Origin of the sequence: Sorangium sp. So ce119, from assembly GCF_051524405.1 — a bacterium.
Lineage (GTDB): Bacteria > Myxococcota_A > Polyangia > Polyangiales > Polyangiaceae > Sorangium > Sorangium cellulosum_G.
This window is the reverse complement of the sequence record NZ_CP150310.1, coordinates 7,456,679-7,482,983: the sequence shown is the minus strand read 5'-3', so window position 1 is coordinate 7,482,983 and position 26,305 is coordinate 7,456,679. Positions and strand designations below refer to the sequence as shown.

Sequence of the window (26,305 nt, the reverse complement as noted above, 5' to 3'; positions counted from 1 at the left end):
GGTGCGCAGCGGTGCTGTGCATTTTCGCACAGCCGGCGCGCGCATTTGCCGCCTCCCCGGTACGCTGCGGGCGGCGCATGCTCGCGCGGCGTGGCCGGGAGATTCGCATCGTGATGAGCTGGGACGACCTGCGGTATCTCCTCGCCCTCTCCCGGGCGGGCTCCCTCGCCGGCGCTGGCCGCGCGCTCGGCGTCGATCACACCACGGTGGGCCGCCGGGTCGAGGCGCTCGAGGCGTCGCTCGGCGTCCGCCTGTTCGTGCGGTCGCCCTCGGGCTACGCGCTCACCAGCGAGGGCCTGACCCTGATCCCCGACGTCGCGCGGGTCGAGGAGGCGATCCTCGCCATCGAGCGCGGCAGCCTCGGGCGCGATCAGCGCCTCACCGGCGCCGTGCGCGTCACGGTCGCCGAGGCGTTCGGCAGCCGCTTCCTCGCGCCCCGGCTGGGCGCGCTCCACGCGGCGCACCCGGGGATCTCGGTCGAGCTCGTGACGGCGATCCGCGCGCTCGATCTCTCCCGGCGGGAAGCGGACATCGCGGTCCGTTTCTTCCGCTCGGCCGAGGGCGGCCTCGTGGTCCGCAAGGCGGGCGTGGTCGGCTGGGCTGTCTACGCCGCGCGCGCGTACGTCGAGCGGCGCGGCGCGCCCACCGCGGCCGATCTCCCGGCGCACGCGCGCATCGGCATCGAGGCGCCCGGCGCCATGCCGCCGGAGCACGTCTGGTTCGAGCGCATGGCCGCCGGCGGCCCCTGCGTCTTCCGCAGCAACAGCACCGCGTGCATGCTCGGCGCCGCGCGCGCCGGGCTCGGCGTCGCGCTGCTGCCGTGCTTCATCGGCGATCTCGAGCCGGACCTCGCGCGCATCGCCCTGCCGGACGAGCCCCGCCGCGCCATCTGGCTGACCGTGCACCGCGACCTCCAGCACACCCCCCGCGTGCGCGCGGTGCTGGACGCGATCGCGCGCGTGCTGGCCGAGGAGCGCGCCCTCCTCGGCGGCGACGCCCGCCCTCCGCGGCCTCCGAGCGGCCCGACCGAGGACGGGATCGCCCGGGCCGCGCCCCGCAAGCCCCGACGAACCAAGGAGACCAAACGATGACCACCGCCCCGCTTCACCTGTATATCGGCAGCAAGAACCTCTCGTCCTGGTCGCTCCGGCCGTGGCTCGCGATGTCCCACGCGGGCGTCCCGTTCGAGGAGCACGTGATCCCGTACGAGCTCCCCGACTGGGTCGACCGGGTGGCCCAGCACTCGCCGACGCGCAAGGTGCCTGTCCTGCGCCACGGCGATCTCGTCGTGTGGGAGTCGCTCGCCATCTGCGAGTACGTGGCGGAGGCCTTCCCCGCAGCGCGGCTGTGGCCCGAAGGGCGGGAGGCCCGCGCCGTGGCGCGCGCGGTCAGCAGCGAGATGCACTCGGGCTTCTCCGACCTGCGCCGCGAGCTGCCGATGGACATCGCGCGGCGGCACCCGCGGCGCCACGTCTCGGAGGGCGCTGCCCGCGACATCGCCCGCGTCCTCGGGATCTTCGGCGACTGCCGCGCCCGGTTCGGCCAGGGCGGGCCGTTCCTGTTCGGCGCCTTCTCGATCGCGGATGCGATGTTCGCGCCCGTGGTGACGCGCCTGCTCTCGTACGACGTCGAGATCGACGAGGCCGCGCGGGCGTATGCGGCCACCGTCACGTCGCTCCCCGCGATGGCGCGCTGGTCCGCGGCGGCCGCGGAGGAGGTCGCCAGGAATCCGCACATCACCGCGCCGGCCGGCAGCTCGTACACGAAGGCGGGCGGCGGGGCGGCGGGGAGCGCCGCGGCGCCCTGAGCGAGCGGCGCTCCTCTCAGGGCGGCCGCCGCGCCGAGAGCGCGTAGACGAGCGGCAGGCGGCGCCCGAACCTCTTCATGCGGAACTGCCCCGGCGGGCCTTCCTCCATGTCCGGGAAGATGTCGTAAGGCGACCAGTCGAGCTCGCGGAGCCGCTCCAGCGTGAGGCCCGCGTCGAGCAGCGCTGTCACCACCGTGCCGATCCCGTGGTTGAAGCCGACCTCCTGCAGCGTCACGGGCGCGTCGCGGTCGGCGTACGTGCCCGTCTGCTCGGTGTGGATCGGCTCGCCGAGCCCGTCGTACGCATAGGCGACGCGCTCGAACGCGTCGTCGAAGATCCACACGACGGGGTGGAACTCGATGAGGTGCAGGACGCCCCCCGGCTTCAGGCACGCGGCGGCCGCGCGCGCCCAGCGCGCCATGTCCGGGAGCCACCCGAGGACTCCATACGAGGTGAAGACGATATCGAACGTCTCCCCGCCGAGCGCCGCGGGGGCGTCGTAGGTATTCGCCTCGACGAAGCGCGCGTCGAGCGAGAGCTCCTCGGCGAGCGCGCGCGCGGCCTTGACGGCCTCGTCGGAGAGGTCCAGCCCGGTGACGCGCGCGCCGAGCCGCGCCCAGGAGAGCGTGTCCTGACCGAAATGGCATTGCAGGTGCAAAAGCGTCTTGCCGCGCACGTCGCCGACCTGCTCGAGCTCGATGGGCTTGAGCGAGCTCGCGCCGGCCCGGAACGAGGCCAGATCGTAGAACTTCGAGGCCAGATGGACCCGGGTGCGCTCGTTCCACGCGGCGCGGTTCAGCGCGAACCAGTCGGCTTCGGCCATGCCGCGACCTTATCACGGCGTCCGCCGCGCTGTCTGCGCCCGCGCGGTCGACCGCGCGGGCGCAGACAGCGCGCCCCCGGGGCTCATCACCTCATTCGCCTGATCGCCGCCTCAGCACGGCAGCGCTCACTCCGGGGCAGCCGCCTTGGGGTCGTATCCCAGGCTCGGCGACAGCCACCGTTCCACCTCCTCGACCGCCATCCCCTTGCGCTTCGCGTACTCCGCGACCTGATCCCTGCCGATGCGCCCCACCATGAAATACCGCGCCTGCGGGTGCGCCAGGTAGATGCCGCTGACGCTCGCCGCCGGCATCATCGCGTAGGTCTCGGTCAGCTCGATGCCGACCGAGGGCGCGTCGAGCAGCGAGAACAGCTTGCGCTTCTCGGTGTGATCCGGGCACGCCGGATACCCGAACGCCGGCCGGATCCCGCGGTACTTCTCCCCGATGAGCTCCTCGTTGGTCAGCGCCTCTCCCGCGCCGTACCCCCAGTCCTTGCGCGCCCGCGCGTGGAGCAGCTCCGCGAACGCCTCCGCGAGCCGGTCCGCGAGCGCCTTGGCGATGATCGCGCTGTAGTCGTCCTTGTCCTTCTCGTACGCGCGCACCACCTCATCGAGCCCGAGCCCGGCCGTCACCGCGAACGCCCCGACGTGATCGGCGAGCCCGCTCTCCCGCGGCGCCACGAAGTCGGCGAGCGACAGGTACGGCCGCTCGCCGCCCACGGCCTTCTCGCCGTCCTCCTCGGCGGCGCCCGCGGCCTTCACCTGCTGCTGGCGCAGCATGTTGAACCGGACGAGCTCGCGCGCGCGCGCCTCGTCCTCGTAGAGCACGATGTCCCGCTGCTCCCCGCTCGCCGGCCAGAAGCCGTACACGCCCCGCGCTTGGATCAACGCGCCATCGATGATCCGCTGCAGCACCTTCTGCGCGTGGTCGAACAGCTCGCGCGCCGCCTCGCCGTACTGCGGGTGCTCCAGGATCTGCGGGAACGGCCCCCGGAGCTCCCAGGCGGTGAAGAAGAACGTCCAGTCGATGTACTTCGCGATCTCCGACAGCGGGACGTCGTCCACCACGCGCCGCCCCGTGAACGACGGCGTCGCGATGTCCTCGGGCCGCCACGCGACCTTGAGCCGCCCCTCGTCCGCCGCGGCGAGCGTCACCAGCGGCTTCGCCCGCTTCCTCGCGAACAGCTCGCGCAGCTTGGCCTGCTCCGCCCGGTTCTGCGCGTCGAAGGTCTCCCGGTTCGCCTTGTCGAGCAGGCTCGACACCACGCCCACGGCCCGCGACGCGTCGAGCACGTGCACCACCGTGCCGCTGAACTCCGGCGCGATCTTCACGGCCGTGTGCTGCCGGCTCGTCGTCGCCCCGCCGATGAGCAGCGGCAGCCGGATGCCCCGCCGCTCCATCTCGCGCGCCACGCTGACCATCTCGTCGAGCGACGGCGTGATGAGGCCGCTCAGCCCGATCATGTCGGCCTTCTCGTTCAGCGCCGCCTCCAGGATCCTGTCCTGGGGCACCATCACGCCGAGGTCGATCACCTCGTAGTTGTTGCACCCGAGCACCACGCCCACGATGTTCTTGCCGATGTCGTGGACGTCGCCCTTCACGGTCGCCATCACGACCTTCCCGTGCGACGACGAGGCGCCCGCGGCCCGCTCGGCCTCCATGAACGGCATGAGGTACGCGACCGCGCGCTTCATCACCCGGGCGCTCTTCACCACCTGCGGGAGGAACATCTTCCCGGCGCCGAACAGCTCGCCGACGATCTTCATCCCGTCCATCAGCGGCCCCTCGATGATCGAGAGCGGCTTGTCGTACTTCTTCCGCGCCTCCTCCACGTCCGCCTCGATGAAATCGACGAGCCCCTTCACGAGCGCGTGCGACAGCCGCCCCTCGACCGGGCCCTCGCGCCAGGCGAGGTCGAGCTCCTTCTTCTTCCCCTTGCCCTTCACCTGTTCGGCGAACTCGACGAGCCGCTCGGTCGCGTCCTGGCGCCGGTTGAAGATGACGTCCTCGACCCGCTCGAGCAGGTCCTTCGGGATGTCCTCGTACACCGCGAGCTGCCCCGCGTTCACGATGCCCATGTCCATGCCGGCGCGGATCGCGTGGTAGAGGAAGGCCGAGTGCATCGCCTCGCGGACCACGTTGTTCCCGCGGAACGAGAACGACAGGTTCGACACGCCGCCGCTCACGCGCGCCCCCGGGCAGGTCGCCTTGATGATCCGCGTCGCCTCGATGAAGTTCCTGGCGAAGTCGTTGTGCTCCTCGATGCCGGTCGCGATCGCGAGGATGTTCGGGTCGAAGACGATGTCCTGCGGATCGAAGCCGACCTCCTCGGTGAGGAGCTTGTAGGCGCGCTGGCAGATCGAGACCTTCCGCTCCACCGTCTCGGCCTGGCCGACCTCGTCGAACGCCATCACCACGACGCCCGCCCCGTAGCGCCGGACGGTGCGCACCTTCTTGAGGAAGTCCTCCGGCCCCTCCTTGAGGCTGATCGAGTTGACGATCCCCTTGCCCTGGATGCACTTGAGCCCCGCCTCGATGACCGACCACTTCGAGCTGTCGACCATGATCGGGATGCGGGCGATCTCGGGCTCGGTGGCGATGAGGTTCAGGAACGTCGTCATCGCCTGCTCGGAGTCGAGCATGCCCTCGTCCATGTTGACGTCGAGGATGTTCGCCCCGCCGCGCACCTGATCCAGCGCCACCTCCAGCGCGGTCGTGAAGTCGCCCTTCTTGATGAGCTCCATGAACCGGGCCGAGCCCGTCACGTTCGTCCGCTCGCCGATCATCAGGAAGTTCGTGTCGGGCCGGATGACGAGCGTCTCCAGGCCGCTGAAGCGCCCGAAGCCGTCGCGCTCCGCGGGCACCTGCCGCGGCCTGAGCCTCGCCGTCGCCCGGGCGATCGCGCGGATGTGGTCCGGCGTCGTCCCGCAGCAGCCGCCGACGATGTTCACGAGCCCGCCCTCGGCGAACTCCGCGAGCAGCCGCGACGTGGTCTCCGGGAGCTCGTCGTACTCGCCGAACGCGTTGGGCAGGCCCGCGTTCGGGTAGCAGCTCACCCGCGCCCGCGCGAGCTTCGCGAGGTCCACGAGGTAGGGTCGCATGTCGCTCGCGCCGAGGGCGCAGTTGAGGCCCACGCTGAGCGGCCTCGCGTGCTCCACGCTCGTCCAGAACGCGTCGATCGTCTGGCCTGCGAGCGTCCTGCCGCTCCGGTCGGTGATCGTCACGCTGAGCATGATCGGCAGGCGCCGCCCCTTCTCCGCGAAGACCTCCTCCATCGCGACGAGGCACGCCTTCATGTTGAGCGTGTCGAGGAACGTCTCCGCGAGGAGCACGTCGGCCCCCCCGTCGACGAGCCCGCGCACCTGCTCGGCGAATGCCCGCTCCAGCTCGTCGAACGTGACCGCGCGGAATGACGGATCGTTCACGCTCGGCGAGATCGACAGCGTCTTCGGCGTTGGCCCGATCGACCCCGCCACGAAGCGCGGCTTGTCCGGCGTGCGCGCCGTCCACGCGTCGGCCGCCTTCCGCGCGATCTGCGCCGCGGTCAGGTTGATCTCGTAGGCGAGCGACTCCAGGCGGTAGTCGGCCTGGGCGATCGAGGTGCCGGTGAAGGTGTTCGTCTCGATGATGTCGGCGCCCGCCTCGAGGTACGCGCCGTGGATCTTCGCGATGACGTCCGGCCTCGTCAGCACGAGCAGATCGCTGTTGCCCTTGAGGTCGATCGCGTGGTCGCGGAAGCGGTCGCCGCGGTAGTCGGCCTCGCCCAGGCGGTAGCGCTGGATCATCGTGCCCATCGCCCCGTCGAGGCACAGGATCCGGGTGTCGAGGATCTCTTCGAGGCGCGCGGGGCGTTCGCTTCCGTTCATGGCTCTGCTCTTCTCCTGGGCTTCTTCGCCGTGGGGGCTCCGGCCGCGGGGCAGCCGTCCTGCGGGGCGGGCTGCGCAATCCGACTGCGCGAGCTGCGTGACGTCGGCGATCTCCGCGACGGTCAGCTCCTCGCGGCCGAGCAGCGCCAGCAGGCGGGCGCGGGTCGGGTCGCCCAGCAGTCGGAGGAGCTCGGCCGTGGTGCTGAGATCGGGGCAATAAGTATCTTCCAATCCGGATGACAGGATGGGATGCTGGCGGTCCTGCTCCCGGGCGTCAAGCGCCGGCTGCGGGCGGGCGAGGGCGGCTGCTCCTGAGAGGGGGGAGCGGATCGCGCGGCGTCGTCGCGCCGGACCGGCGGCCTGGCCGCGCCCGACCCCGGCCCCCGCCGAGCCGGACGACCGATCCGGGCCTTGCCGTACGCCGCTGCGGCTGAGGCACTGGCGGATATCGCTGGAGGTGCGTATCTTTGGCTAGCCCTGAGCACCCCACCCCAGGGCACGGCCGGCCGGGCTCACGCAGGGTCGACCTTCGACCCGCGGGGCGAGCGCCCTTCGGGAAAGAACCCGCCGTCCCCCGCCGGACACAGCACGCAGAGGAGATTCAGGATGATCACGATCACAGAGAAGGCAGCCGAGAAGGTGATGGAGATCGCGACCGCGGAGGAGCTGCTGGGGCAGGGGTTGCGCTTGCGCGTCGTGGGCGGCGGATGCGCGGGCTTCTCGTACGACCTCTACTTCGAGGACAAGCCCACCGAGTTCGATGAGGAGTTCGAGGACCGTGGAATCAAGCTCTACATCGACCCGTTGAGCTTCCAGTACCTCGACGGCACCGAGATCGACTACGTGGAAGGCCTCCACGGCTCGGGCTTCAAGTTCAGCAACCCGTCGGTGAAGAGCACCTGCGGTTGCGGCTCGTCGTTCTCCGTCTGATCCGGCTCGCTCCTCCCCCGGAACCTCGCTTCCGTCCTGGCTTGCTCCGGACCTCCCCGGAGCGGGCGACGTGAGATGCACACGGGCAGCCTGAGCGCTTCCGCCCGGAGCATCCCGACCTTCCCGGCTCTCTAGCGCATCCTCTTTCCCTCCGTGCTCGCGCGGGCGAGCCGGAGCCGCCGTGCGCCAAGGGTTCCCAGCCACGGTGTACAAGCTGCCCGCCCGGGGCGGCATGCCAACTGCATCGCAGCCTTGGTGGGCTGCTCCCTTCTGAATCTCGAACCAACCGCGCCGTCGGCAAGTGCCGGCGGAACGATCAACGCGATCGAGGTCCGTCGCAAGCCGGCCTCGAGAGCAGGAGTCGAGGTCCGGCGCAGGCCGGCCTCATCAATCGAACCGGGGTCGTCGGACCTCGAAGGAAACCCTGTGCAAACGTCCCGAGATCAGGCCAGCGCTGTATCGCGCTACATCACGCATGTTCGGCAGATCCCGGAGCTGTCGCGCGAGGAAGAGGTCGAGCTCGCTCGACGGTGGCGGGACCACGGCGACGAGCAGGCCGCGGCCGCGCTCGCGCTCGCGAACCTGAGGCATGTTGTCTCGATCGCGATCAGCTACCGGCGTTACGGAATTCCGCTCTCCGACCTCATCGCCGAGGGGAACTTCGGGATCGTCCACGCGATCCGCAAGTACGACCCGGATCGCGGAAATCGCTTCGTGACCTACGCGGCCTACTGGATCCGGGCGTACATCCTGAACCACGTCATCCACTCCTGGAGCCTGGTGGGCGTGGGCTCGGGCCCGCTCCGCTCGAAGATGTTCTTCCGGCTGCGCCGGGAGCGGGCGCGCATCGCCGGCCTCGTCGGCGAGGGGGAGGAGGGCGATCGTCTCCTGGCCGAGAAGTTCGGCGCGCCCGCGGAGAAGGTGCTGGAGATGGCCCACCGGCTGGAAGCCCGGGACGTCTCGCTCGACACCAAGGTGTTCGAGGACGGCGCCCGGTCGCTGGTCGACACCCTGCCGGCGGACGACCAGGACCAGGAGGAGCGCTTCTCCCGCGCGGAGGAGGGGGCGCTGCTCCGCGAGCGGCTCACGCAGGCGGTGGAGAACCTCGACCCGCGCGAGCGGTACATCGTCGAGACCCGGATGATGGCGGACCCGGAGGAAGAGCTCTCGCTCGCCGAGATCGGGCGTCGCCTGGGCGTATCGCGCGAGCGGGCTCGGCAGCTCGAGGCGCGCGCCAAGAAGAAGCTGCGCGATCGGCTCCAGCCGCTGGCGGCGTAGCGCCTTGCCACACGTGAGCGCCGGTCGAGCACAAAAGCACGGAGCCCCGCCGGGGCGGGGCTCCGTGGTCGCAGGGGACGTAAGCCGAGTTCTGTTGCGCGGGGGGTCGCCCCCCTCGCGCTGGCGATCATTCCTCTAGGACGCGCGTCGCCGCGCGCCTCAAGCAGCCAACCCGGAGGCCTGGGGCGGGCAGCCCTCGCCGCGACGGCTGTCGCCGTCGTGGACGCCTCCCTACGCGGCCTTGCTCCAGGTGGGGTTTGCCGTGCCGCCCTTGTTGCCAAGGGCGCGGTGGGCTCTTACCCCGCCGTTTCACCCTTGCCGCGCGGCGAGCCGGCGGCGGCTCGGAGCGCTGCCCTTGCGGGCAGGGGGCTCCTCGCCCTCGCGAGGCGCGCGGCGCGGCGGTCTGTTCTCTGTGGCACTTTCCTCGAGATCGCTCTCACCGGGCGTTACCCGGCACCCTGCCCTGCGGAGCTCGGACTTTCCTCCCGCGCCCGGGTTTCCCCGGCCGCCGGCGATCGCCTGTCCCGCTGCGACGCGGCGAACATAGCGAAGCGCCGGCCGATCGCCAACACCTCCGCGCGGCGCTGGCGCTGCTCGCGCCGCTGGGGGGCCTGGCGGCGAGCGGCGCCAGGGGGCGCGACGCCGGGCCCGCGGAGACGGCGGCCGGGTGGAGCCATCTCGCGGGTCGCGCCGGCTTCATTACGCTGGATGGGTCGCCCTCTCTCGTGGCGTTCTGTGACATCTGTGGCAATTCGCCCGGCCACGCGCCGACCGCGTCACGAAGGGAGAGACCCTGATTCAGGTCCCGAGCGGTCCTCGGTATCGTCCACGACGGCGTTCGCGCTGGCGCTCGGCGCAGTCGCCCGCGCGTCTCACGTGTTCCGCAGCGCGATCACATGCAGACTGGGGAGCCCTCCCCGATGTGCGGGCAGTGCGTCTCCGCGTTGGCTGCGGCCTCGGTGAGATGGTACAGGCGGCAGGCAAGCGTGTTGCCCGTGCTGTCCGGACCCGCGTAGAGCGTGTCTGCATCGAAATTGGCGGCCTCCGCCTCGCAAACCGCGGTGTCCGCGAACACGTCGGGACACGCCTCGGGCGCGACCAGACAGAACGACTCGACCGGCGAGCCGCAGACCTCGCCGCCGCCCGGACCCGCGTGGATGCAATGGGTCATGGCGTTCGTCGCGGCCTCTCCAGCATGGTAGGCGCGGCAGGCAAGGGAGTTGCCGGTCGTGTCCCCCGCGGTGCCCTCGGGGAGGTCGGCGCAGTAGGCCTCACACGACGCCTGGCTGCCGTACTGAGCGAGATCGTCGGTACAGTTCGCCATGACGAGCTCACAGTAGGAAGCACAGCTCACGTCCGGCGCGCCGCCGCCGCCCCCATCGCCGCCGCCCCCTTCACCGCCGTCGCCGCCTTCACCGCCGCCGCCGGTCCCGCCGCCAGCGCCGCCGGTACCCGTGCCGGAGGTCGTGGTGGTTCCGGTACCGCTGGTGCCACCGTCGTCGTCATCACCACAGCCAGGGAGCGCGACGAGCGACCCAACGACCGTCAATATGCCTGCAAAGAGAAATCGTGATGTCTGCATGTGATGGAGTCTCAGACCATCAGCTCTCCAGGTCAAGCCTCGTCACGACCAGGCGCTTTGGCCTGTGAGCGAGCATCGTTCGACAAACCCGAACATGCATGGAATGACGCGGCCTTCCGCTCATGGTCGCGACAGCGGGCCTCGCGCGAGCCCGCGATACGAGGAAAATCGAGCTCTTGAGTTCGCCAGCGGCCATGCGCCGCTGTCGTCCTGACGGATCCGTTCGACGCGCTCCGCTCCTCCACGTCGGCGCCGCGCGTGATGCGCTCGATGGGAAGTGAGGAGAAACCAGAGAGCAAGATGGCGGCGCTGCTCCGGGAACTCACCATCACAGCGGAGGGAGACTCCCTCTCTCCGCGTCAGGCGAGTACCGGGGTCGTGCCACGCCCTTGTCGGCTCATGCCACCTGGTCGCGGCGCAGGCCGCCCCTCCGGATCCGACGGAGCGGTCCTCGACGCCCGGCGAGGGCGCGCCTCTGGCGTGCTGCGCTCTTCGCGTCAGCTACGGCGGAGCTTCTGCGCCATCTGGGCGCCGAGCTCGGCGGAGCGATTGGACGCGGCCTCGACCGCGTCGATGAGCGTGCGCCGGAGGCCGCCCGCCTCCAGCGTGTGGAGGCCGGCGATCGCCGTGCCGCCGGGGCTCGTCACCATGTCCTTCAGGCGGCCGGGGTGCTCGCCGGTCTCGAGCTGGAGCTTGGCGGCGCCGTACACCGTCTGCGCGGCGAGCAGCAGCGCGGCGTCCCGGCCGAGCCCGACCTTCACGCCGCCGTCGGCGAGCGCCTCGATCATCAGCATGACGTAGGCGGGGCCGCTGCCCGACAGGCCGGTCACCGCGTCGAGCAGCGACTCGTCGAGCACGACCACGCGGCCGACCGCCTGGAACAGGGTCCGCGCGATCTCGACGTCGTCGCTCGTCGCGTGGCTCCCGGCGGCGATCGCCGTGGCGCCTGCGAGCGCGATGGCGGCGGTGTTCGGCATGCTGCGGATGACGCGCGCGCCTTCCGGCAGGCGGGCCTCGAGGGCGTCGATCGGCACGCCGGCCGCGACCGAGATGACGACGTCGTTGCCGCCGAGCCCCGCCGAGATCGGGGCGAGGATGCGATCGACGATCTGCGGCTTGACGGCGATGACCAGGACGTCAGCCCACCGGCAGAGCGCGTCGTTGTCCTCGGTCGTCTCGATGCCGTAGCGCTCGTGGAGAAACGCGAGCCGCTGGCTCTTGAGATCGCTCGCCCGGATCTGCCCCGCGCCCACGGCGCCCCCCTGGAGCAGGCCTCGGATGAGCGCCTCTGCCATGTTCCCACCGCCAAGAAACCCGATCTTGCGTTCTCGCAGTCGGCCCTCGTCGCTCTGCATCGCTCGCCTCCAGGAGCGCGCACCCTAGCAGCCCTGCCGCGCTTGCGGCTCAAATCTCGACGGGCGCCGTCGCCGGCGGTGGCGCCGCCATGGACGGCGGGCCGGCGCGCGGCGCGCGACGCGCGCCGTCTACCGCCCGGTCGCGCAGCGCCTGCCGCGCCGGCGCGCGGCGCCGCTCACCCTTGTCAGCGGGCGGGTTGACGTTATTTCTGCGGCGGAATGAACGCCGCGCGTCCCCTGTTCGCCGACGCAGGACGGGACCCCTTCGAATGCCCGACGGAGATTCCATGATTCAAGCGGTTTCCTTTCGCTCCCGCGCTTCGGTCCTCGCGCTGCTCTCGATGGCGGCGCTCTCGCTCGGCGGGTGCGGTCAACAGGCTCACGCCACGCCTCCCTCCACCCAGGCCGCGGCCGTCGCGCCGCCCGACGCGGCGCCGCCCGTGTCGACCGTCACGCTCCCGCCGGCGCCGGTGCCGGCCACCTTCGACGTCGCTGCGCTGTCCGACCGGGTCAGGCCCATGGTCGTCAACATCACGACGACCCATGAGTCCGCGGGCCGTGAGGGGCTCGATCCTTTCGAGTTCTTCTTCGGCCCCCAGGGCGGCCGCGGCGCCCCGCGCGGCGGTCCGCGACCCACGCAGACCGCGCTCGGCACCGGCTTCATCATCGACCCGAGCGGCTACGTGGTGACGAACGAGCACGTCATTCACGAGGCGTCCGGCGTCCGCGTCCGGCTCGCCGACGAGCGGGAGTTCGAGGCCGAGGTCGTCGGCCGCGATCCCAAGCTCGACCTCGCGCTCCTGCGCCTGAAGGGGGCGAACGGCTTGCCCGTGGCGCCGCTCGGGTCGAGCGAGCAGCTCCGGGTCGGCGAGCACGTGCTCGCGGTCGGCAACCCGTTCGGGCTCGGCCACACCGTCACGCTCGGCATCGTGAGCGCGAAGGCGCGGGCGATCGGCGCGGGGCCCTACGACGACTTCATCCAGACCGACGCCTCGATCAACCCGGGCAACAGCGGCGGGCCGCTGTTCAACTGGCGGGGCGAGGTCGTGGGCATCAACACCGCGATCCGCGCGGGCGCCAACGGCATCGGGTTCGCGATCCCGATCGACGCGCTCAAGGACGTGCTCCCGCAGCTCCGCGAGAAGGGGTTCGTCGAGCGCGGCAAGCTCGGCCTGCTGTTCCAGCCCGTCACGCGCGACCTCGCCGCGGCGCTCAAGCTGGACACGCCGCGGGGCGCCCTCGTCGCCGAGCTCGAGCCGGGCGGCGCCGCCGCGCGCGCCGGCATCAAGGCGGGCGACGTGATCGTCGAGGTCAACGGCGTCCCGATCCTCCACGCCGAGGAGCTGCGGCGCAACGTCGCGCGCAACGCGCCCGGCTCCGAGATCAAGGTGACCGTCGTGCGCGCCGAGAAGCGGCACGAGGTCGTGGCCCGGCTGGACGCGCTCCAGGACGAGGAGGGCGACGCGGCGAGCCGCCCGCGGCCGACGCAGGGCGCCCGGCCCGATCGACAGCAGAGCGCCGAGAAGCTCGGCATCCAGATCTCCGACGCGGCCGGCGGCGGGGTGCGGGTCGACGGGTTCGCGTCGGGCATCGACGTGCAGGAGATCCAGGTGGGCGACGTGATCCTCGAGGTGAACGGCGCCCCGGTCAAGGACGTGGCCGGCCTCCGCGCGGCCATCGCCAAGGTCAAGGACGGGTCGGTCGCGCTCCTCAAGGTGCGGCGCGGCAAGGTCGTCCAGTTCGCTGCCGTGCCCATCCCCGCCCGCTGATCCCGCCCTCGCGCTGCGCCGCCGGCCCCCGCGCGGCCGGCGCGCGCCGGCGCTCCCGCGTCACCCCACGCCCCGCCGGCCAGCGGCCTCCTCCGCGCCCCCGGCGGCGCGCGCCGCCTCGGCCACGCGCGTCGCCTCCTCGAGCGCGCGCTTCTCCGCCTCCGTCTGCTTCACGCGCTCCTCGAGCACGTCGGCGCCGAGGTAGCGGAAGACGTAGACGCCGCCGACGAACATGCAGAGGAACAGGGCGAGCACCCGCCAGAGCACGACGTACGGCACCACGAACGCGCCCTGCACCCAGGGCGACATGAGCGCGTTCGAGCCGAGCTCGGCGACGCCGCTCGCGCCGGGCGTCGGGGTCATGTAGAGCGCGAAATTGAGCAGCGTCTGGACCAGGATCACCTGGAAGATCGGCGGGCCCACCGAGACGAAGGTCGAGGGCGAGGTCGGGATGCCGAGCCCGAGCAGGATGAAGTAGGCGACCGCGAACCGCGAGTAGAAGAAGCCGAACGTGAGCAGCAGCGCGGCGGCGTAGGCGCGCTTGCCCCGGCGCATGTAGATGCGGAAGCCGTGGTGGAACTCGTCCACGCTCCGCAGCAGGCGCGCGGTCGTGCTGCCGGGCGCGGCGAGCGCGGCGTCGGCGCGGGCCCGCAGCCGGGGCACGCGCCGGGCGCCCAGCAGGACGGCGCGCAGGAGCTTCCCCAGCGGCACCGAGAGCGCGCGGACGATCGCCTTGAGGAGCGGCGGGTACGCCGCTGCGGCGATCAGCGCGACCAGCCCGGCGCCGAACATGACGACCGTGAACAGGAGCAGCCACTCGATCTGCTGGCCCCCTTGCACGACCAGCATCCCGCCGTGCCGCAGCGCGAAGAGGGCCACGGCGGAGAGCAGGAAGAACAGGACCGTGCACGAGGCGGCGAGCAGCGAGGCCGTGGCCATGTCGACCAGCCGCATGCCGCCGTGCACGAGCACCGCCGCCTGCGAGGGCGCCGCGCCGGCCTGCCCGGGGGTCACGCCGGCGCAGAACATCAGCACGAACTCCGAGGTGATCGCCGTGCGGACGCGGAGCCCGGGCCAGAGCACGCGCCCGAGGACCCAGATCCTGAGCCCCCCGAACACGCCCTCTTGCAGCGCCAGCGCGGCGCCGACGAGCAGCCAGCCCGGCCGCACGTGCGCGAGCCCGGCGGCGAGGCTCGCCTGCTTGTCGTGGATCTCGCTGTAGAGCACGTACGCGAACGACGCGAGCGTCAGCGTGACGATGAGCTGGATGCCTCGGATCAGGGTGGCGCGGTTCATACAGGGACGCGCGGACGGGGTGACCGCAGCGCATGCCCCTATACCCCGCGGCGGCGCGCGCGACCGTAACGCCGGCAGCCCTCCGGAGCGAGTCACCCCCGGGGCGGCCCCGGCCGCAGCACGCGCGCGCCTCGTGCGGTCGAGTGCGAAGGTCGCTTCGCGGCGGCGCTCTCTCGCGTTGCGCTGCTCCGGTCCAGCGCGCAGCGCGGGCCGCTGTTCGTCGACGCACAGCGCGGGGCCGCGCGCCTCCGCGCCTTTCGATGCCGCGGCGAGGAGTTGTCTATTGCGTCGCCGAGGAGGGCTCGCAATGCTGCGCGCCTCATGGCGACACGCAAGATCGCTATCAGCACCGGCGGAGGCGACGCGCCCGGGCTCAACGCTGTCATCCGTGCGGCCACGCTCGGCGCGCTCGAACGTGGCTGGGAGGTCTGGGGCATCCGGCAGGGGTACCGCGGGTTGCTCGAGGACGCTCCGGACGGGCTCATCCGGCTCGATCGCGAGCGCGTCCGGGGGATCGCGCACCTCGGCGGCACCATCCTGGGCACCGCGAACCGCGGCGATCCGTTCCACTACCCGACGCCGGGCGAGCACGGGCTCGTGCCGCGGGATCGGTCCGGCGACCTCGTGCGGCGCTTCCGCGAGCGCGGGTTCGACGCGCTCATCTCGGTGGGCGGCGACGGCTCGATGCGCATCGCGCACGAGCTCGTCCAGCGCGGGTTGCCGCTCGTGGTCGGCGTGCCGAAGACGATCGACAACGACGTCTGCTGCACGGACATCACGTTCGGCTTCGACACGGCCGTCTCCATCGCGACCGAGGCGCTCGATCGGCTCCACACCACGACCGAGGCGCACGAGCGGATCATGGTCGTGGAGGTGATGGGGCGGCACGCGGGCTGGATCGCGCTGAACGCCGGGATCGCCGGCGGAGCCGACGCGATCCTGATCCCGGAGATCCCGTTCCGGTACGACGCGATCGCCGACAAGATCCGCCTCCGGGAGTCGCGCGGCCGGCGCTTCTCCATCGTGGTCGCGGCGGAGGGGGCGTACTCCGAGGGCGGAGAGCTGACCATCAAGGACGCGGGCGACGCCTTCCGCCGCACCGCCGTCCTCGGGGGCGTGGCCGAGCGCGTGGCGAAGGAGCTCGCGGCCCGCACCGGCAAGGAGGCGCGCTCCATGGTGCTCGGCCACCTGCAGCGGGGCGGCGGGCCGACGACGGCGGACCGCTTGCTCGCGCTCCGCTTCGGCGCGGCAGCGACGCGCTTCCTCGTCGAGGACTGCGGGAGCGGCATGGTCGCCCTGCGCTCGAACCGGATCGAGCTCGTCCCCCTCGCCGAGGTCGCCGGCAAGACGAAGACCGTGCCGCTCGACTCGGACTCGGTGGTCACGGCCCGTGAGATGGGCCTGTGCTTCGGCGACGAGCCGCCCGGCCACTTCACCGAGCGGTGATCTGCCAGCGCGCGAGTCCGCCGCCGCCCCGCTTCCCGGCAAAAGGCACCTGAATCGTCCGGTATCGCACCTCGGACGTGGACCTCATCGCTCCTCGCGTCAGCGGCCGGACGGCCTGAGCGGCGCGTCCAGCCTCGTGTTTGACACTCGTCGACGGGGGCCGATATCTTGGGTTCCCCTCCGAACCCGCGCATACCCCCGGAACATGACGAAAGTCCTCGTATTTGAGAGCGATCCGGCGTTCGCCGGGGAGCTCCGCACGGAACTTGGCCGCCTCGGCTGCACCGTCCAGGTGGTCGACGACGGCAACGTCGGCCTGCAGGTCGCTGCGGCCGAGCGCCCCGACCTCATCCTGCTGTCGATCGAGCTGCCGCGCATGAACGGCTTCTCGGTCTGCAACAAGCTCAAGAAGGACGCGCAGCTCAAGGACGTCCCGCTCGTCATCATGTCGAGCGAGTCGAGCGAGGAGACGTTCGAGCAGCACCGGAAGCTCAGGACCCGCGCGGAGGACTACATCCACAAGCCGATCGCGTTCGGCGAGCTCCTCGAGCACATCCGCAACTACGTCCCGCTCGACGGGGACGACGCGGAGGCCGATCCGATCATGATCGACGAGGCCGAGGTGCTCGAGGCCGACATCGACGAGGACTCGGGGGACCCCACCATCATCACGGCGACCGTGGTCGCGAACGGCGCGCGCGCGAGCGCCGCGCCGCCTCCACGGCCGCCGTCCGTCGCTCCGCGGCCGCCGTCCGTCGCTCCGCGGCCGGCGTCCGCCGCGCCGCCTCCGCCGTCCGCCGCGCCGCCCGCCGCCGCGCAGGATCCGCGCGTCCGGACGTCGAGCCCGCCGAGGCCTCCGCAGGGGACCGCCGCGCGATCGGAGCCCCGCAAGCAGGACGAGGACATCGAGGAGTTCATCGGCGGCGCCTTCACCCGGCTGATCCGCGACGAGGACGAGCAGCGGGCCGACGACGAGCGGACCAAGTCCAGGTCCTCGGTCGTGCCGTCGACGCGGACGCCGGTGTCCACCTCGACGCCCCTGCCCGCCTCGGTGCCTCCGCCCGTGAGCTCGTCGCCGGTCGCTGCCTACCGCGCGCCGGTCTCCGAGCGCGGGGCCGCGTACCGCGCGCCCGTCTCCGAGCGCGCCGCCTACCGCGCGCCGGTCTCCGAGCGCGGGCCGGCGTCCCGCGCGCTCGTCTCCGAGCCCGGGCGGCTGACCCCTGCGCCGTCGGCGCCGCCCTCGCCGCCGCGCTCCGACGTCGACGCGGTCGAGATCGAGCGCCTGCGCGCCGAGCTGGACCGATCGAAGGACGAGATCGTCCGCCTCACCAAGGAGGTGGCCGCTGCGCGCGCGACCTCGCTCCGCCTGGAGAACGAGCTCTCCTCGACGAGCGATGGCAGCCAGGAGACGGCCCGCCTGCGGCGCGAGGTCGACGAGCTCCGGGCGAAGCTCGCGACCGGCGGCGCCGCCAGGCCCGGCGGCGTGTCGAGCCGCGAGTTCCTCGATCTGCGCGAGGCGCTGAACAAGAAGGACAAGGAGATCCTCGGCCTCCGCGATCAGATGTCGCGCAAGGACAAGGAGCTCCTCGAGCTCAGGGACCAGGCGCTGTCCCTCGAGCGCGAGAAGGCCGATCAGATCGACAAGATCCTGGAGCTCGAGCGCGCGAGCGAGGACCTCGACGGGCAGGTCGCCTCGCTCCGCGCCGACAAGGAGCTCGCCGCGAAGCGCGCCGACGACTTCAAGGCGCGCACCGACAAGCTGCAGGCGCAGGTCGCCGCGCGCGACGCGGAGCTGTCGGGGGCGCGGCAGGCGCTGATGGCCGCGGAGTCGGCGCACACGGAGGCGCTCCGCGCCGCGGCGGAGGAGAGGTCCCAGGCGATCGCGGCCGCGGAGGCGTCGGCGCAGCGCGAGATCGAGGAGCGCACGCAGGCCGAGCGCGAGCGCCTCGAGGAGGCGACCGCGGCGCACCGCGCGGAGATCGACCGGCTGAACGCCGAGCACGCCGCCCGGTCCGAGCAGCAGGCGACGGAGCACCGCGCGGCCATCGACAGGCTCGCCGGCGAGCACGCCGCGGCGATCGAGCGCCTCAGGGCCGAGTCTGCCGCGACGGCGGACGGGCTGAGGGCGGAGCACGCCGCGGCGATGGACGCCCTGAAGGCCGAGCACGCCGCGACGACGGACGCCCTGAAGGCCGAGTCTGCCGCGACGGCGGACGGGCTGAGGGCGGAGCACGCCGCGGCGACGGACGCCCTGAAGGCCGAGCACGCCGCGGGGCTGGACCGGCTGAGGGCGGAGCACGCCGCGGCGGCCGAGGCGGCGCAGCGCGAGCAGGAGGCCGCCCTCGAGGCGCTCCGGCGCGAGCACGCCGGCGAGGCGGAGCGGCGCGACCGGGAGCACGCCGCGGCGCTGGACGCGGCGCGGGCCGAGCACGCCGCCGCGGTCGAGCGGCTCCACGCGGAGCACGCGGCCGCGCTGCAGGGGGTGCGCGCCGAGCAGGTCGCCGCGATCGAGCGGCAGCAGGCCGAGCACGCCGCCGCGACCGAGGCGCTGCGGGGCGAGCACGCCGCCGCGATCGAGGCGCTGCGGGGCGAGCACGCGACCGCGGTCGAGGCGCTCCGGCGCGCGCACGCGGAGGAGAGCGAGCGGCGCGATCGCGACCACGCGGGCGCGCTGGACGGCCTCCGGACCGAGCACGCGCGCGCCCTCGAAGCGCAGGCGGAGGAGCACGCGCGGGCCATCGAGCGCCAGGCCGCGGAGCACGCGGCGGCGGTCGAGCGCCAGGCGGAGGAGCACGCGGGGGCGCTCGCGGCCGCGCGGGAGGACTTCGCGTCGCGGCTCGCGGCCCGGGAGCGCGAGCTCATCGAGGAGCGGGAGCAGGCCGTGCGCGCCGCCGAGCAGGCCCACGCGGCGCGGGTGGCCGATCTCGAGGCGCGCGCCGCCGACCGGCAGACCCAGCTCGAGGCGGCGCACGCGCAGGCGCTCGCCGATGCCCGCGGGGCGCATCAGACCGAGCTCGCCGAGCGGGAGACCGCCTGGGCGGCGCAGCGGCACGAGCTCGACGAGATCGCCCGCGGGCTCTCGACCGAGCTCGGGCAGGCGCGCAACCAGGTGGCGCACCTCGAGGCCCGCGCTCACGAGCTCGAGCAGCAGCTCGAGCAGCGCGCCGGCGAGCTCACCGCCCGCGGCGAGGAGCGCGATCGCCTGCTGGGCGAGCTCGCCGAGCGGGCGCGCGCGCTCGAGGCGATGCAGGGCCGGCTCACCGAGGCCGAGCAGCGCGAGAGCGAGCTCGGCGCGCAGCTCTCGCACCGGACCGAGGAGCGCGACGCCCTGAGGACCCACGGCGAGCAGCTCGCCGAGCAGCTCGCGGTCGAGCGCGCCCGCCTCCAGAAGGCGCGCTCCAGGTGGGGCGACGACCGCGTCTCGCTCGAGCGCGCGCGGGAGGCGCTCGCCGCCGCGCTGTCCCAGATCGAGCAGGCCGAGGCGCTGTCGGTCGAGTGAGCCCGACCGCGCCGCCTGGAGGGCGCGGGGCGGTCAGCGCGAGAGCGCAGCCGCCCCGAACGCCTCCGGGAGGAGCGCCGCCAGCGAGGTGGTCCGCGGCGGCACGCCCGCGTCCCCGGGGGCGATGAGGCGGATCGGGAGATCCACGGCGAACTCGGCCAGCGTCTGCCGGCACATGCCGCACGGGCTGCCGAGCACGGGCCCGCTCGTGGCGACGGTGAGCGCGATCGGATCGCGCTCGCCGGCCGCGACCATCTGCACGATGGCCGAGCGCTCGGCGCAGATCGTGAGCCCGTACGAGGCGTTCTCGACGTTGCAGCCGGCGAACACGCGGCCGGAGCGCACGAGGATCGCCGCGCCTACGCGGTAGCCCGAGTACGGCGCGTGCGCCCGCTCGCGGACGGCGAGGGCCGCCCGGCCGAGCGCATCCCAGTCGATCGCCGGCGCCGCGTCGGCCGCGGCGGGCGCCTCGCCGGCGTCGTGCGGGCCGCGGCTCACGACGCCGCGCTCCCCGCCGCGACCTCGGCGCCCGCGCGGCGCACCCACGCCGAGAGCAGCGCCGTGAACCGCGCGCGCGCCTCCCTGGCGGTCTCCTCGACCTCCCTGTGGTCGAGCTCCCGCTGCGTCAGCCCCGCCGCGAGGTTCGTGACGCACGAGACGGCCGCGGCCGGCACGCCCATGTGCCTGAGCGCGATGATCTCCGGGACCGTGCTCATCCCGACCGCGTCGGCCCCGAGCGTGCGCAGCATCCGGATCTCCGCGGGCGTCTCGTACGTCGGCCCGAGCAGCCCGGCGTAGATCCCCTCACGCAGCGCGACGCCCGCGTCGCGCGCCGCCGCCCGCGCGAGCTCGAGCAGCCTGGGATCGTGCGCGTAGGTCATGTCGGGGAAGCGCTTGCCGAGCGCCTCGTCGTTCGGCCCGACGAGCGGGTTCGTCCCCATCAGGTTCAGGTGGTCGACGATCAGCATGAGGTCGCCGGCGGCGAAGCCGTGGTTGATGCCGCCGGCCGCGTTGGTCAGGAGCACGGCGCGGCAGCCGAGGCGCGCGAGCACGCGCACACCGAACACGACCTTCGCGAGCGGGTGCCCCTCGTAGAGGTGCGCGCGCCCCTGCAGGCAGGCGACGGGCACGTCGCCGACGCGGCCGGCGCACAGGAAGCCGGCGTGCCCCGCGACCGCGGGCCGCGGCATGCCGGGGATCGCCGCGTAGGGCACCTTGACGAGATCGGAGAGCTCGTCGCCCCAGCCCCCGAGCCCTGATCCCAGCACCACGCCGACGCTCGGAAGCATCGGAATTTGTTGGCGAATGACGCGAGCGGCCTCGTCGAGCTCGGGAAGGATTGTCACCGCGACAAGCTACCCCAGGGCGACGCGGGGGGTAAACGTCGCAGATGCACAGCGGGGGCGCCCGTGATAGGGTCGCCGCCCTTTCGGGGCAAGTGACGACGATGGGCACCAAGATCGAAGATTTCTTGAAGGAAAAGAAGATCGACCCCCGCCGCATCCTGGCGGTGTCGGTCAAGATTGAGCGGTTGCAGCCCGAGGATCGGGCGATCCGCTTGACCAAGCGGCTGGCGCGCGGCAGCGAGGACGCCGCGAAGAAGAAGGAGGCCGCCGGCGCCAAGAAGCCGCGCAGCGGCCGTCCGGTGACGGACCGCACGCTCAGCGCCGCGCTGCAGGGCAAGGCGATCAGCGGCCCCGCGAAGACGCGGCTGCTGCGCGCGGTCAACCAGATCCTAGAGCAGAAGAAGCAGGAGAAGGTCGCGCTGTCGGCGCTCTTCGACCTGCCGAAGAAGGGCGGCGCTGCGGCCGAGGGCGCCGAGGCCGCGGGCTGAGCCGACCGGACGGTCCGGACGGCACTCGAGCTCCCTGATCCCCGGCTCGAGCGCGCGCTGGCCTGAGGCCGGAGCGGGCTCGAGCCGGGTATTTTTTTCTGTCGGAGCCGAAGCCGGTCGCTACGCGCGATCCCGGCGGCGGGAGCCCAGCTCGAGCAGATCGGCGGCGACGAGGGCCACGGTCAGCGACACGGCGATGAAGATCATGCGCTGAAGGTCGCGCCGATGTGCCTCAAGGAACAACTTTTGTGCGTTCCCGGCGCGACAGCCGCCCTGGGCTAGCTCCGGGGCGGCGAGCGTTCGCGCGGCGCCGCATGAATGATCCGGCTGCCCGGCGCACCAGACGCCTTCGTGCATACCGTGGCGATCGAGGCAGGGGCGTTGTGGGCGCACCTCTCGCGGTCGTTCTTTCCGTTCCCCGGGGGAGCGCTGGGCGGCCGCGGCGACGATCTGCCCGGGCAGGCTGCCGAGGCCGTCCGGGTGGCCCTCGACGCGGTGTTCGCGGGCGACGACCTCCTGCGCCGTCCGGCGGTGGCCCTCCTGCCATCGAGCTCCATGAGCGCCGAGCGGGCGGATAGGCTTCCGCCCGTGACCGAGCCCGACGACGTGGGCGAGTGGATCCGCCGGTTCCAGAGCGGCGATCCGACGGCCTTCTCCGAGATCTTCCGCCGCTATCGCCGCGACGTCGCGCGGCTCGTCTTCAGGATGCTCGGTCCGACCGCCGACGCCGAGGACGTGATCCAGGAGGTCTTCATCCAGGTGCACCGGAGCCTGGGCGACTTCCGGGGGCAATCGAAGTTCACGACGTGGCTCCACCGGGTGACGGTCAACGCCGTGCTGATGGCGCGGCGCGCGGCGCGCAGCCGGCCGGTGTTCGCCGGCGAGCCGAGCGCGGATCACGAGGTCGACCACGGCATGCTCCCGGACGAGGACGCCGCGCGCGCTCGCAGGATCGACGCCTTCCGGAGGGTGCTGGAGCGCCTGCCCGAGAAGAAGCGGGTCGTCTACGTCCTGCACGAGCTCGAGGGCATCGCGCCCACCGAGATCGCGGAGATCGTCGGCGCGCCGGTCCTGACGGTCCGGACGCGCCTGTTCTATGCGCGCCGCGAGATCGAGGAGATGATGCGCGGTGAGCCGGCGCTCGCCCAGCTCGCCGCCGAGCTGGCGGAGGGCGGCGCGGGGAAGGCGGACGGCGCGGAGGGGACGCGCGCGCGAGGTTCTGGGGGGGGCGGTGCTGCGGGGTTCCCCGCGGCGGATCGAGCGGCTGTCGATACGGAGGACATGTGAGCGGCGCAAAGCAGTACGAACGAGCACGCGAGCACATGGAGCAGCTGCTCCGCGCCGAGGAGCCTCCGGAGCCGCGCTGGGACGCGATCGAGCGCGAGCTGTTCGCGCGGATCGAGAAGCCCGCGCCCGTCCGCCGCGCCGCGCCGCGCGAGCGCCCGCCGCTCGGCCGCGCGCTCGGGTTCGCCGCGGCCGCGGCGGCCATCGCGTTCGCGATCCTCGCGGCCGGGCGCTCTGCCCCGCCTGTCGCGGTGACGTCGGCGCCGCGCGCCCGCGATCTCGCGGAGATCCCGCGGGCCCCCGGCGCGGCCGACGATCTGGACTTCCGCGCCCTCCGGCCCGGCGACTCCATCGAGACCGCGGCCTATGCGGTCTCCTTCGCCGATGTCGGCTCGGTGCGCTGGACGCTCCTGCCGAACAGCCGCGCCGTGGTGCGCGCCGTCGGGGCGGCGGGGGTCGGCCACGTGGTCGCGCTCGAGCGAGGCTCGTTGCGCGCCGACGTCGTGACGCGCGCGCCCGAGGAGGGGCTCGTCGAGGCGTTCGCCGTCGAGGTGGACGGCACCCGCGTCGCGGTGCACGGCACGCTGTTCACGGTGACCCGCCTGGACGGGCGCGTGGAGGTCGACGTGGAGCACGGCACCGTCGCCGTCGGTCCGGCGGCGTACCGCGGCGCGACCACCGCGCACCTGCTCGTCGGCCCGTCGCGCGGCACCTTCTCGCTCGACGGCGGCCGCGAAGCCCGCCTGCTCCAGCGGCCCGCGGAGCAGGACAGCGCCCCCGCCGTCGCGTCCCGTGCGCCCGCGCCGCCGCCGGCTCCGTCCCGACCCGCGATCGCCGGCGCGCGTCCTTCGAGCGGCCCTGCGTCGGTCGCGGCGGCCGCCGCGCACGAAGAGGAGCCCGCCGCGCCCGCCGGCTCCTCGGTCGCCGAGCCGGTCGCCGAGCCGACCGCGTCGTCGCCCGCCGAGCCGGCGCCCATCGCCGCGGCGCCGTCCGCTTCGGAGCCGGCCGCCGTGGAGCCGGTCCCAGAGGCGCAGCCGGCGTCCGCTCCGCCCGCGCTCACGCCCGCCTCCGTGCAGTCGACCCTGTCCAGCTGTTTCGCGCGCGAGACGGCGGGGAGCTCGTCCTTGATCCGCAGGTCGATCGTGTCGACGCTGCGCATCTCCGTGCGCCCCGACGGCAGCGTCGCCGGCGTGCGCTTCGACCCTCCGCTCCGGCCTGCGCTGCAGGCTTGCGCGGAGGGCCTCTACCGAGGGCGCTTCGAGGGCGGCCCGCGGCAGATCGAGATCCCGCTGACCATCGAGGACTGAGCGCGGCGCGCTGCCCGGAATCGCTGCCCGGAGAGGAGCGCGGCCGCGCAGCGCGGCGCTCGTCGACGCGCCGAGATCAGAGCGAGCCGAGGAGCTGCGTGAGCGCGTAGGTCTCCCGCGCGCCCATGACCCCGAACTGCACCCCCATGCCTTCGGGGGTGGTCCACCGCACGATCGAAGGGATCACGGCGGGCTGCTTCAGGCCCGACAGGGACAGCAGCACCTCGACGCTCGCCCCGAAGGGAGCCGGCGAGGGGGTCTCGATGAACATCCCTCCGAGGCTGATGTCGCGGCATCTCCCGTCGATGCGCGGACCATCTCCCATCCGGAACGCGATCGAGAGCTCGACGGGCTTGCGCGGGTGCTTTCGGTGATCTTGCACATTCCTCCTTGGCCGGCTGCGCGGCGCTTCACGTGGCGCGCGTGGGGTATTCTGGAGCGCAGAGGAGACGATCAATGTCGCGAGCCGAGAGCGTCGCTGTCAAGCGCCGGGAGCCGCGCGCGGCTCCATCGATCCGCGCGCGCGATCGCGCACCCGCGCAGGCCGACGCGGGCTCGCGCCGCGGCTGGAAGCGGCACCTCGAGGGCTGGGAGCCGGGGCTCGTGGCCGTCTTCATCGCGGGCGCCGCGGCGACCCTCGCGGTGCCGCGCGCGGTCGAGCCCGCCGAGCTGCCGCTCCCGCTCGTCGACGCGCGCGCGCTCACGCGCGCGCGCGATGCGGACGTGACCCGCGCCCGCGAGGCCGAGCAGCTCGGGCTCGACGCGGAGGTGCGCGAGCTCGGCTCCGCGATCCGCGCGTTCGGGGTGGTGGACGCCGGCGCGGATCACACCGAGGCCGAGCTCCTCGCCGCGCGCAAGCGCGTGCTCGACGCGGTGGGCCCCGCGCTCGCTCAGGGAGACGAGGCGGTGCTCCGGCTGCGCGCCTACCAGATGAGCTCGTTCATCCGCGAGGTGCGCCGCTTCGAGGCGACCGGCGAGGAGTCCGACGAGCTCCGCGAGCTCGGCGGCAACTTCCTCGGGCTGCTCCGCCGCAGCGGGTGGCTCGGGCGAGGGGAGGCGAAGCCGCGCGGCGAGGCGCGCCGCGTCGCCATGGATGGCAACGTGCTCGGGGTGCTCTTCAAGAAGCGCTGGGGCGCGATCGTGGGCGTGCAGCGAGGTCCCTTCGGCATCTCGCTCGACGAGGAGCGCGCCCTGTTCAGGTTCCTGCTCTCGCACCCCGTCGGCGCTGCGAGGGGCGCGCAGGACCTCGCGGCGCCTCCCGCCGAGCAGACGGCGGCGCGCCTCGAGCAGGCGAGCGAGCCAGCGCCGCGCTCGCCCGCGCCGGCGCTCCGCGCGGCCGAGGCGCAGCGCGCGGAGGAGCAGTACCGCCTGAAGAAGATCGACGAGCTCGCCGCGCTCGATCCGTCCTATCCGCGGCACCTCGCCCGCGGCGTCGCGCTCTATCGGCTGGGGAGGTTCGCGCAGTCGGCGGAGGCGTTCCGCAGCCACCTGGAACAGCACCCTGACGGAGCGCACACGCTGCGCGCCCAGAACTACCTGCGCGCGGCGGTCGAGCGCGCGCGCGAAGAGCAGCTCTAGCGCCGGCCGCGCCGTCGAGGCGCGGCGCCGGCCGCTACGGGCCCCTGCGCATCCCGCCGGGGCGGTAGGGGCGCCCGCTGATCCCCTTGGCGGGGTTGCCCTGCGCGCCGCGCCCCCGGCGCGTCTCCATCTCGTGCATGATCCCCTGCATCGCCGAGGGCTGCAGGAAGCGGCGCGCGGCCGGGAAGACCTCCTGCTCCTCGCAGGCCACGTGGCGCTGGTGCGCCGCGCGCAGATCGTCGATGAGCTGGGGGAGCACCTCGGCCGCCTCGGCGCCGCCGTCCCGCTCGATCGCGGCGCGCAGCGCGTTGATCGCGCGCTGGTGCGCCTTGTGCTCCTGCCGGAGGCGCTCGAGCGTCGGCGCGATGGCCTCCAGCACCGCGAGCCGCGGGAAGAGCGATCGCTCCTCGTCCTCATGGTGCCGGCTCATCGACCGCTCGAAGTAGGCGACGACGCCGGAGAGCCCCTCGAGCGCGCCGGCGCGCCCCCGAGCATCGCCGAGCGCGCGCGCGGCGCGCGCGAGGTCGTTCAGGTTCTCTTCCAGGCTCCGGTGAGCGGCGGCGAGCTTCTCGAGCGGATCGTTCCGGTCATCGGGCATCAGGCGATGATCGAGCAAGAACGCGCGGCCGTGGGAACTTTTCTTTCCCGGA

General features: G+C 73.0%; 21 protein-coding genes and 1 other RNA gene. 11 read left to right on the top strand and 11 right to left on the bottom strand.

All coding sequences use genetic code 11. The annotated features are described in order from the left end of the window. Nucleotides 1-113: 113 nt before the first annotated feature. A complete protein-coding gene (locus WME76_RS28160; RefSeq protein WP_437955358.1) occupies nucleotides 114-1,091 on the top strand; it encodes a LysR family transcriptional regulator in 978 nt (325 codons plus the stop codon). Then, nucleotides 1,088-1,807 carry a glutathione S-transferase family protein gene (locus tag WME76_RS28155; RefSeq protein WP_437955357.1) on the top strand — a complete coding sequence of 240 codons (720 nt, stop codon included), beginning with the start codon at nucleotides 1,088-1,090 and terminating at the stop codon, nucleotides 1,805-1,807. Before WME76_RS28160 ends, WME76_RS28155 begins: the two co-directional genes overlap by 4 nt. A gap of 16 nt (nucleotides 1,808-1,823) precedes the next feature. On the opposite strand, the gene WME76_RS28150 is transcribed toward WME76_RS28155, so the two are convergent. Together WME76_RS28150 and metH are read right to left on the bottom strand one after the other, a co-directional pair. Beyond that, a complete protein-coding gene (locus WME76_RS28150; RefSeq protein ID WP_437955356.1) occupies nucleotides 1,824-2,630 on the bottom strand; it encodes a class I SAM-dependent methyltransferase in 807 nt (268 codons plus the stop codon). Nucleotides 2,631-2,756: 126 nt separating this feature from the next. Then, nucleotides 2,757-6,497: a methionine synthase gene (metH, locus tag WME76_RS28145; protein ID WP_437962164.1), complete on the bottom strand. Its 3,741-nt coding sequence runs from the start codon at nucleotides 6,495-6,497 to the stop codon at nucleotides 2,757-2,759. A 606-nt stretch (nucleotides 6,498-7,103) separates the two neighbouring features. Here metH and erpA point away from each other — a divergent pair. After that, nucleotides 7,104-7,427 carry an iron-sulfur cluster insertion protein ErpA gene (erpA, locus tag WME76_RS28140; RefSeq protein ID WP_061620261.1) on the top strand — a complete coding sequence of 108 codons (324 nt, stop codon included), beginning with the start codon at nucleotides 7,104-7,106 and terminating at the stop codon, nucleotides 7,425-7,427. 426 nt (nucleotides 7,428-7,853) lie between these two features. Beyond that, nucleotides 7,854-8,705: a sigma-70 family RNA polymerase sigma factor gene (locus tag WME76_RS28135; RefSeq protein ID WP_061609350.1), complete on the top strand. Its 852-nt coding sequence runs from the start codon at nucleotides 7,854-7,856 to the stop codon at nucleotides 8,703-8,705. A 66-nt stretch (nucleotides 8,706-8,771) separates the two neighbouring features. On the opposite strand, the gene rnpB is transcribed toward WME76_RS28135, so the two are convergent. From rnpB to proC, 3 genes are all read right to left on the bottom strand, one after another. Continuing rightward, nucleotides 8,772-9,236: RNase P RNA component class A (rnpB, locus tag WME76_RS28130), an RNA gene on the bottom strand. A gap of 361 nt (nucleotides 9,237-9,597) precedes the next feature. After that, nucleotides 9,598-10,287 (bottom strand): hypothetical protein, encoded by a 690-nt coding sequence (locus WME76_RS28125; protein WP_437955355.1) that lies wholly within the window; start codon nucleotides 10,285-10,287, stop codon nucleotides 9,598-9,600. 497 nt (nucleotides 10,288-10,784) lie between these two features. Beyond that, nucleotides 10,785-11,642 carry a pyrroline-5-carboxylate reductase gene (gene proC, locus WME76_RS28120; RefSeq protein WP_433927880.1) on the bottom strand — a complete coding sequence of 286 codons (858 nt, stop codon included), beginning with the start codon at nucleotides 11,640-11,642 and terminating at the stop codon, nucleotides 10,785-10,787. Nucleotides 11,643-11,929: 287 nt separating this feature from the next. Between proC and WME76_RS28115 the strand changes: the two genes are divergently transcribed. Further along, complete coding sequence (locus WME76_RS28115; RefSeq protein WP_437955354.1) at nucleotides 11,930-13,411, top strand: Do family serine endopeptidase; 1,482 nt, start codon at nucleotides 11,930-11,932, stop codon at nucleotides 13,409-13,411. Nucleotides 13,412-13,471: 60 nt separating this feature from the next. Here WME76_RS28115 and WME76_RS28110 read toward each other — a convergent pair whose 3' ends face one another. After that, the gene (locus tag WME76_RS28110) at nucleotides 13,472-14,707 is read right to left on the bottom strand and encodes a lysylphosphatidylglycerol synthase transmembrane domain-containing protein (RefSeq protein WP_437955353.1); all 1,236 of its coding nucleotides are present in this window, start codon (nucleotides 14,705-14,707) and stop codon (nucleotides 13,472-13,474) included. 321 nt (nucleotides 14,708-15,028) lie between these two features. Here WME76_RS28110 and WME76_RS28105 point away from each other — a divergent pair, with 321 nt between their 5' ends. After that, nucleotides 15,029-16,153: a 6-phosphofructokinase gene (locus WME76_RS28105; RefSeq protein ID WP_437955352.1), complete on the top strand. Its 1,125-nt coding sequence runs from the start codon at nucleotides 15,029-15,031 to the stop codon at nucleotides 16,151-16,153. A 205-nt stretch (nucleotides 16,154-16,358) separates the two neighbouring features. Further along, nucleotides 16,359-19,652: a response regulator gene (locus tag WME76_RS28100; RefSeq protein ID WP_437955351.1), complete on the top strand. Its 3,294-nt coding sequence runs from the start codon at nucleotides 16,359-16,361 to the stop codon at nucleotides 19,650-19,652. A 33-nt stretch (nucleotides 19,653-19,685) separates the two neighbouring features. On the opposite strand, the gene WME76_RS28095 is transcribed toward WME76_RS28100, so the two are convergent. Together WME76_RS28095 and WME76_RS28090 are read right to left on the bottom strand one after the other, a co-directional pair. Next, nucleotides 19,686-20,150 (bottom strand): cytidine deaminase, encoded by a 465-nt coding sequence (locus WME76_RS28095; RefSeq protein ID WP_437955350.1) that lies wholly within the window; start codon nucleotides 20,148-20,150, stop codon nucleotides 19,686-19,688. Continuing rightward, nucleotides 20,147-20,941, bottom strand: a complete 795-nt coding sequence (locus WME76_RS28090) for a purine-nucleoside phosphorylase (RefSeq protein WP_437955349.1) — start codon at nucleotides 20,939-20,941, stop codon at nucleotides 20,147-20,149. Before WME76_RS28090 ends, WME76_RS28095 begins: the two co-directional genes overlap by 4 nt. A gap of 158 nt (nucleotides 20,942-21,099) precedes the next feature. Between WME76_RS28090 and WME76_RS28085 the strand changes: the two genes are divergently transcribed. Continuing rightward, complete coding sequence (locus WME76_RS28085; RefSeq protein WP_437955348.1) at nucleotides 21,100-21,486, top strand: hypothetical protein; 387 nt, start codon at nucleotides 21,100-21,102, stop codon at nucleotides 21,484-21,486. Nucleotides 21,487-21,606: 120 nt separating this feature from the next. Here the strand turns inward: WME76_RS28085 and WME76_RS28080 are convergent, their stop codons facing one another. After that, nucleotides 21,607-21,843 (bottom strand): hypothetical protein, encoded by a 237-nt coding sequence (locus WME76_RS28080; RefSeq protein ID WP_437955347.1) that lies wholly within the window; start codon nucleotides 21,841-21,843, stop codon nucleotides 21,607-21,609. On the opposite strand from WME76_RS28080, the gene WME76_RS28075 reads away from it, so the two are divergent. Both WME76_RS28075 and WME76_RS28070 read left to right on the top strand, forming a co-directional pair. Next, nucleotides 21,838-22,773, top strand: a complete 936-nt coding sequence (locus WME76_RS28075; protein ID WP_437955346.1) for an RNA polymerase sigma factor — start codon at nucleotides 21,838-21,840, stop codon at nucleotides 22,771-22,773. The genes WME76_RS28080 and WME76_RS28075 overlap by 6 nt on opposite strands. A 35-nt stretch (nucleotides 22,774-22,808) precedes the next feature. Next, entirely contained in the window at nucleotides 22,809-24,077 is a 1,269-nt protein-coding gene (locus WME76_RS28070) for a FecR domain-containing protein (protein WP_437955345.1), read from the top strand. 76 nt (nucleotides 24,078-24,153) lie between these two features. Here the strand turns inward: WME76_RS28070 and WME76_RS28065 are convergent, their stop codons facing one another. Next, complete coding sequence (locus tag WME76_RS28065) at nucleotides 24,154-24,459, bottom strand: PilZ domain-containing protein (RefSeq protein ID WP_437955344.1); 306 nt, start codon at nucleotides 24,457-24,459, stop codon at nucleotides 24,154-24,156. A 74-nt stretch (nucleotides 24,460-24,533) separates the two neighbouring features. Between WME76_RS28065 and WME76_RS28060 the strand changes: the two genes are divergently transcribed. After that, on the top strand, nucleotides 24,534-25,655 hold the full coding sequence (locus WME76_RS28060) for a hypothetical protein (protein WP_437955343.1): 1,122 nt from the start codon (nucleotides 24,534-24,536) through the stop codon (nucleotides 25,653-25,655). Between the two features lie 34 nt (nucleotides 25,656-25,689). Here WME76_RS28060 and WME76_RS28055 read toward each other — a convergent pair whose 3' ends face one another. Beyond that, the gene (locus tag WME76_RS28055) at nucleotides 25,690-26,253 is read right to left on the bottom strand and encodes a hemerythrin domain-containing protein (RefSeq protein ID WP_437955342.1); all 564 of its coding nucleotides are present in this window, start codon (nucleotides 26,251-26,253) and stop codon (nucleotides 25,690-25,692) included. Nucleotides 26,254-26,305: the final 52 nt, after the last annotated feature.

Bases quoted from the DNA above. Each gene is read 5' to 3' on its own strand.
- WME76_RS28160 (WP_437955358.1), top strand. From the start codon at position 114: ATGAGCTGGGACGACCTGCGGTATCTCCTCGCCCTCTCCCGGGCGGGC.
- WME76_RS28155 (WP_437955357.1), top strand. From the start codon at position 1,088: ATGACCACCGCCCCGCTTCACCTGTATATCGGCAGCAAGAACCTCTCG.
- WME76_RS28150 (WP_437955356.1), bottom strand. From the start codon at position 2,630: ATGGCCGAAGCCGACTGGTTCGCGCTGAACCGCGCCGCGTGGAACGAG.
- metH (WP_437962164.1), bottom strand. From the start codon at position 6,497: ATGAACGGAAGCGAACGCCCCGCGCGCCTCGAAGAGATCCTCGACACC.
- erpA (WP_061620261.1), top strand. From the start codon at position 7,104: ATGATCACGATCACAGAGAAGGCAGCCGAGAAGGTGATGGAGATCGCG.
- WME76_RS28125 (WP_437955355.1), bottom strand. From the start codon at position 10,287: ATGCAGACATCACGATTTCTCTTTGCAGGCATATTGACGGTCGTTGGG.
- proC (WP_433927880.1), bottom strand. From the start codon at position 11,642: ATGCAGAGCGACGAGGGCCGACTGCGAGAACGCAAGATCGGGTTTCTT.
- WME76_RS28115 (WP_437955354.1), top strand. From the start codon at position 11,930: ATGATTCAAGCGGTTTCCTTTCGCTCCCGCGCTTCGGTCCTCGCGCTG.
- WME76_RS28110 (WP_437955353.1), bottom strand. From the start codon at position 14,707: ATGAACCGCGCCACCCTGATCCGAGGCATCCAGCTCATCGTCACGCTG.
- WME76_RS28105 (WP_437955352.1), top strand. From the start codon at position 15,029: ATGGCGACACGCAAGATCGCTATCAGCACCGGCGGAGGCGACGCGCCC.
- WME76_RS28100 (WP_437955351.1), top strand. From the start codon at position 16,359: ATGACGAAAGTCCTCGTATTTGAGAGCGATCCGGCGTTCGCCGGGGAG.
- WME76_RS28090 (WP_437955349.1), bottom strand. From the start codon at position 20,941: ATGCTTCCGAGCGTCGGCGTGGTGCTGGGATCAGGGCTCGGGGGCTGG.
- WME76_RS28085 (WP_437955348.1), top strand. From the start codon at position 21,100: ATGGGCACCAAGATCGAAGATTTCTTGAAGGAAAAGAAGATCGACCCC.
- WME76_RS28080 (WP_437955347.1), bottom strand. From the start codon at position 21,843: ATGCACGAAGGCGTCTGGTGCGCCGGGCAGCCGGATCATTCATGCGGC.
- WME76_RS28070 (WP_437955345.1), top strand. From the start codon at position 22,809: ATGGAGCAGCTGCTCCGCGCCGAGGAGCCTCCGGAGCCGCGCTGGGAC.
- WME76_RS28060 (WP_437955343.1), top strand. From the start codon at position 24,534: ATGTCGCGAGCCGAGAGCGTCGCTGTCAAGCGCCGGGAGCCGCGCGCG.
- WME76_RS28055 (WP_437955342.1), bottom strand. From the start codon at position 26,253: ATGCCCGATGACCGGAACGATCCGCTCGAGAAGCTCGCCGCCGCTCAC.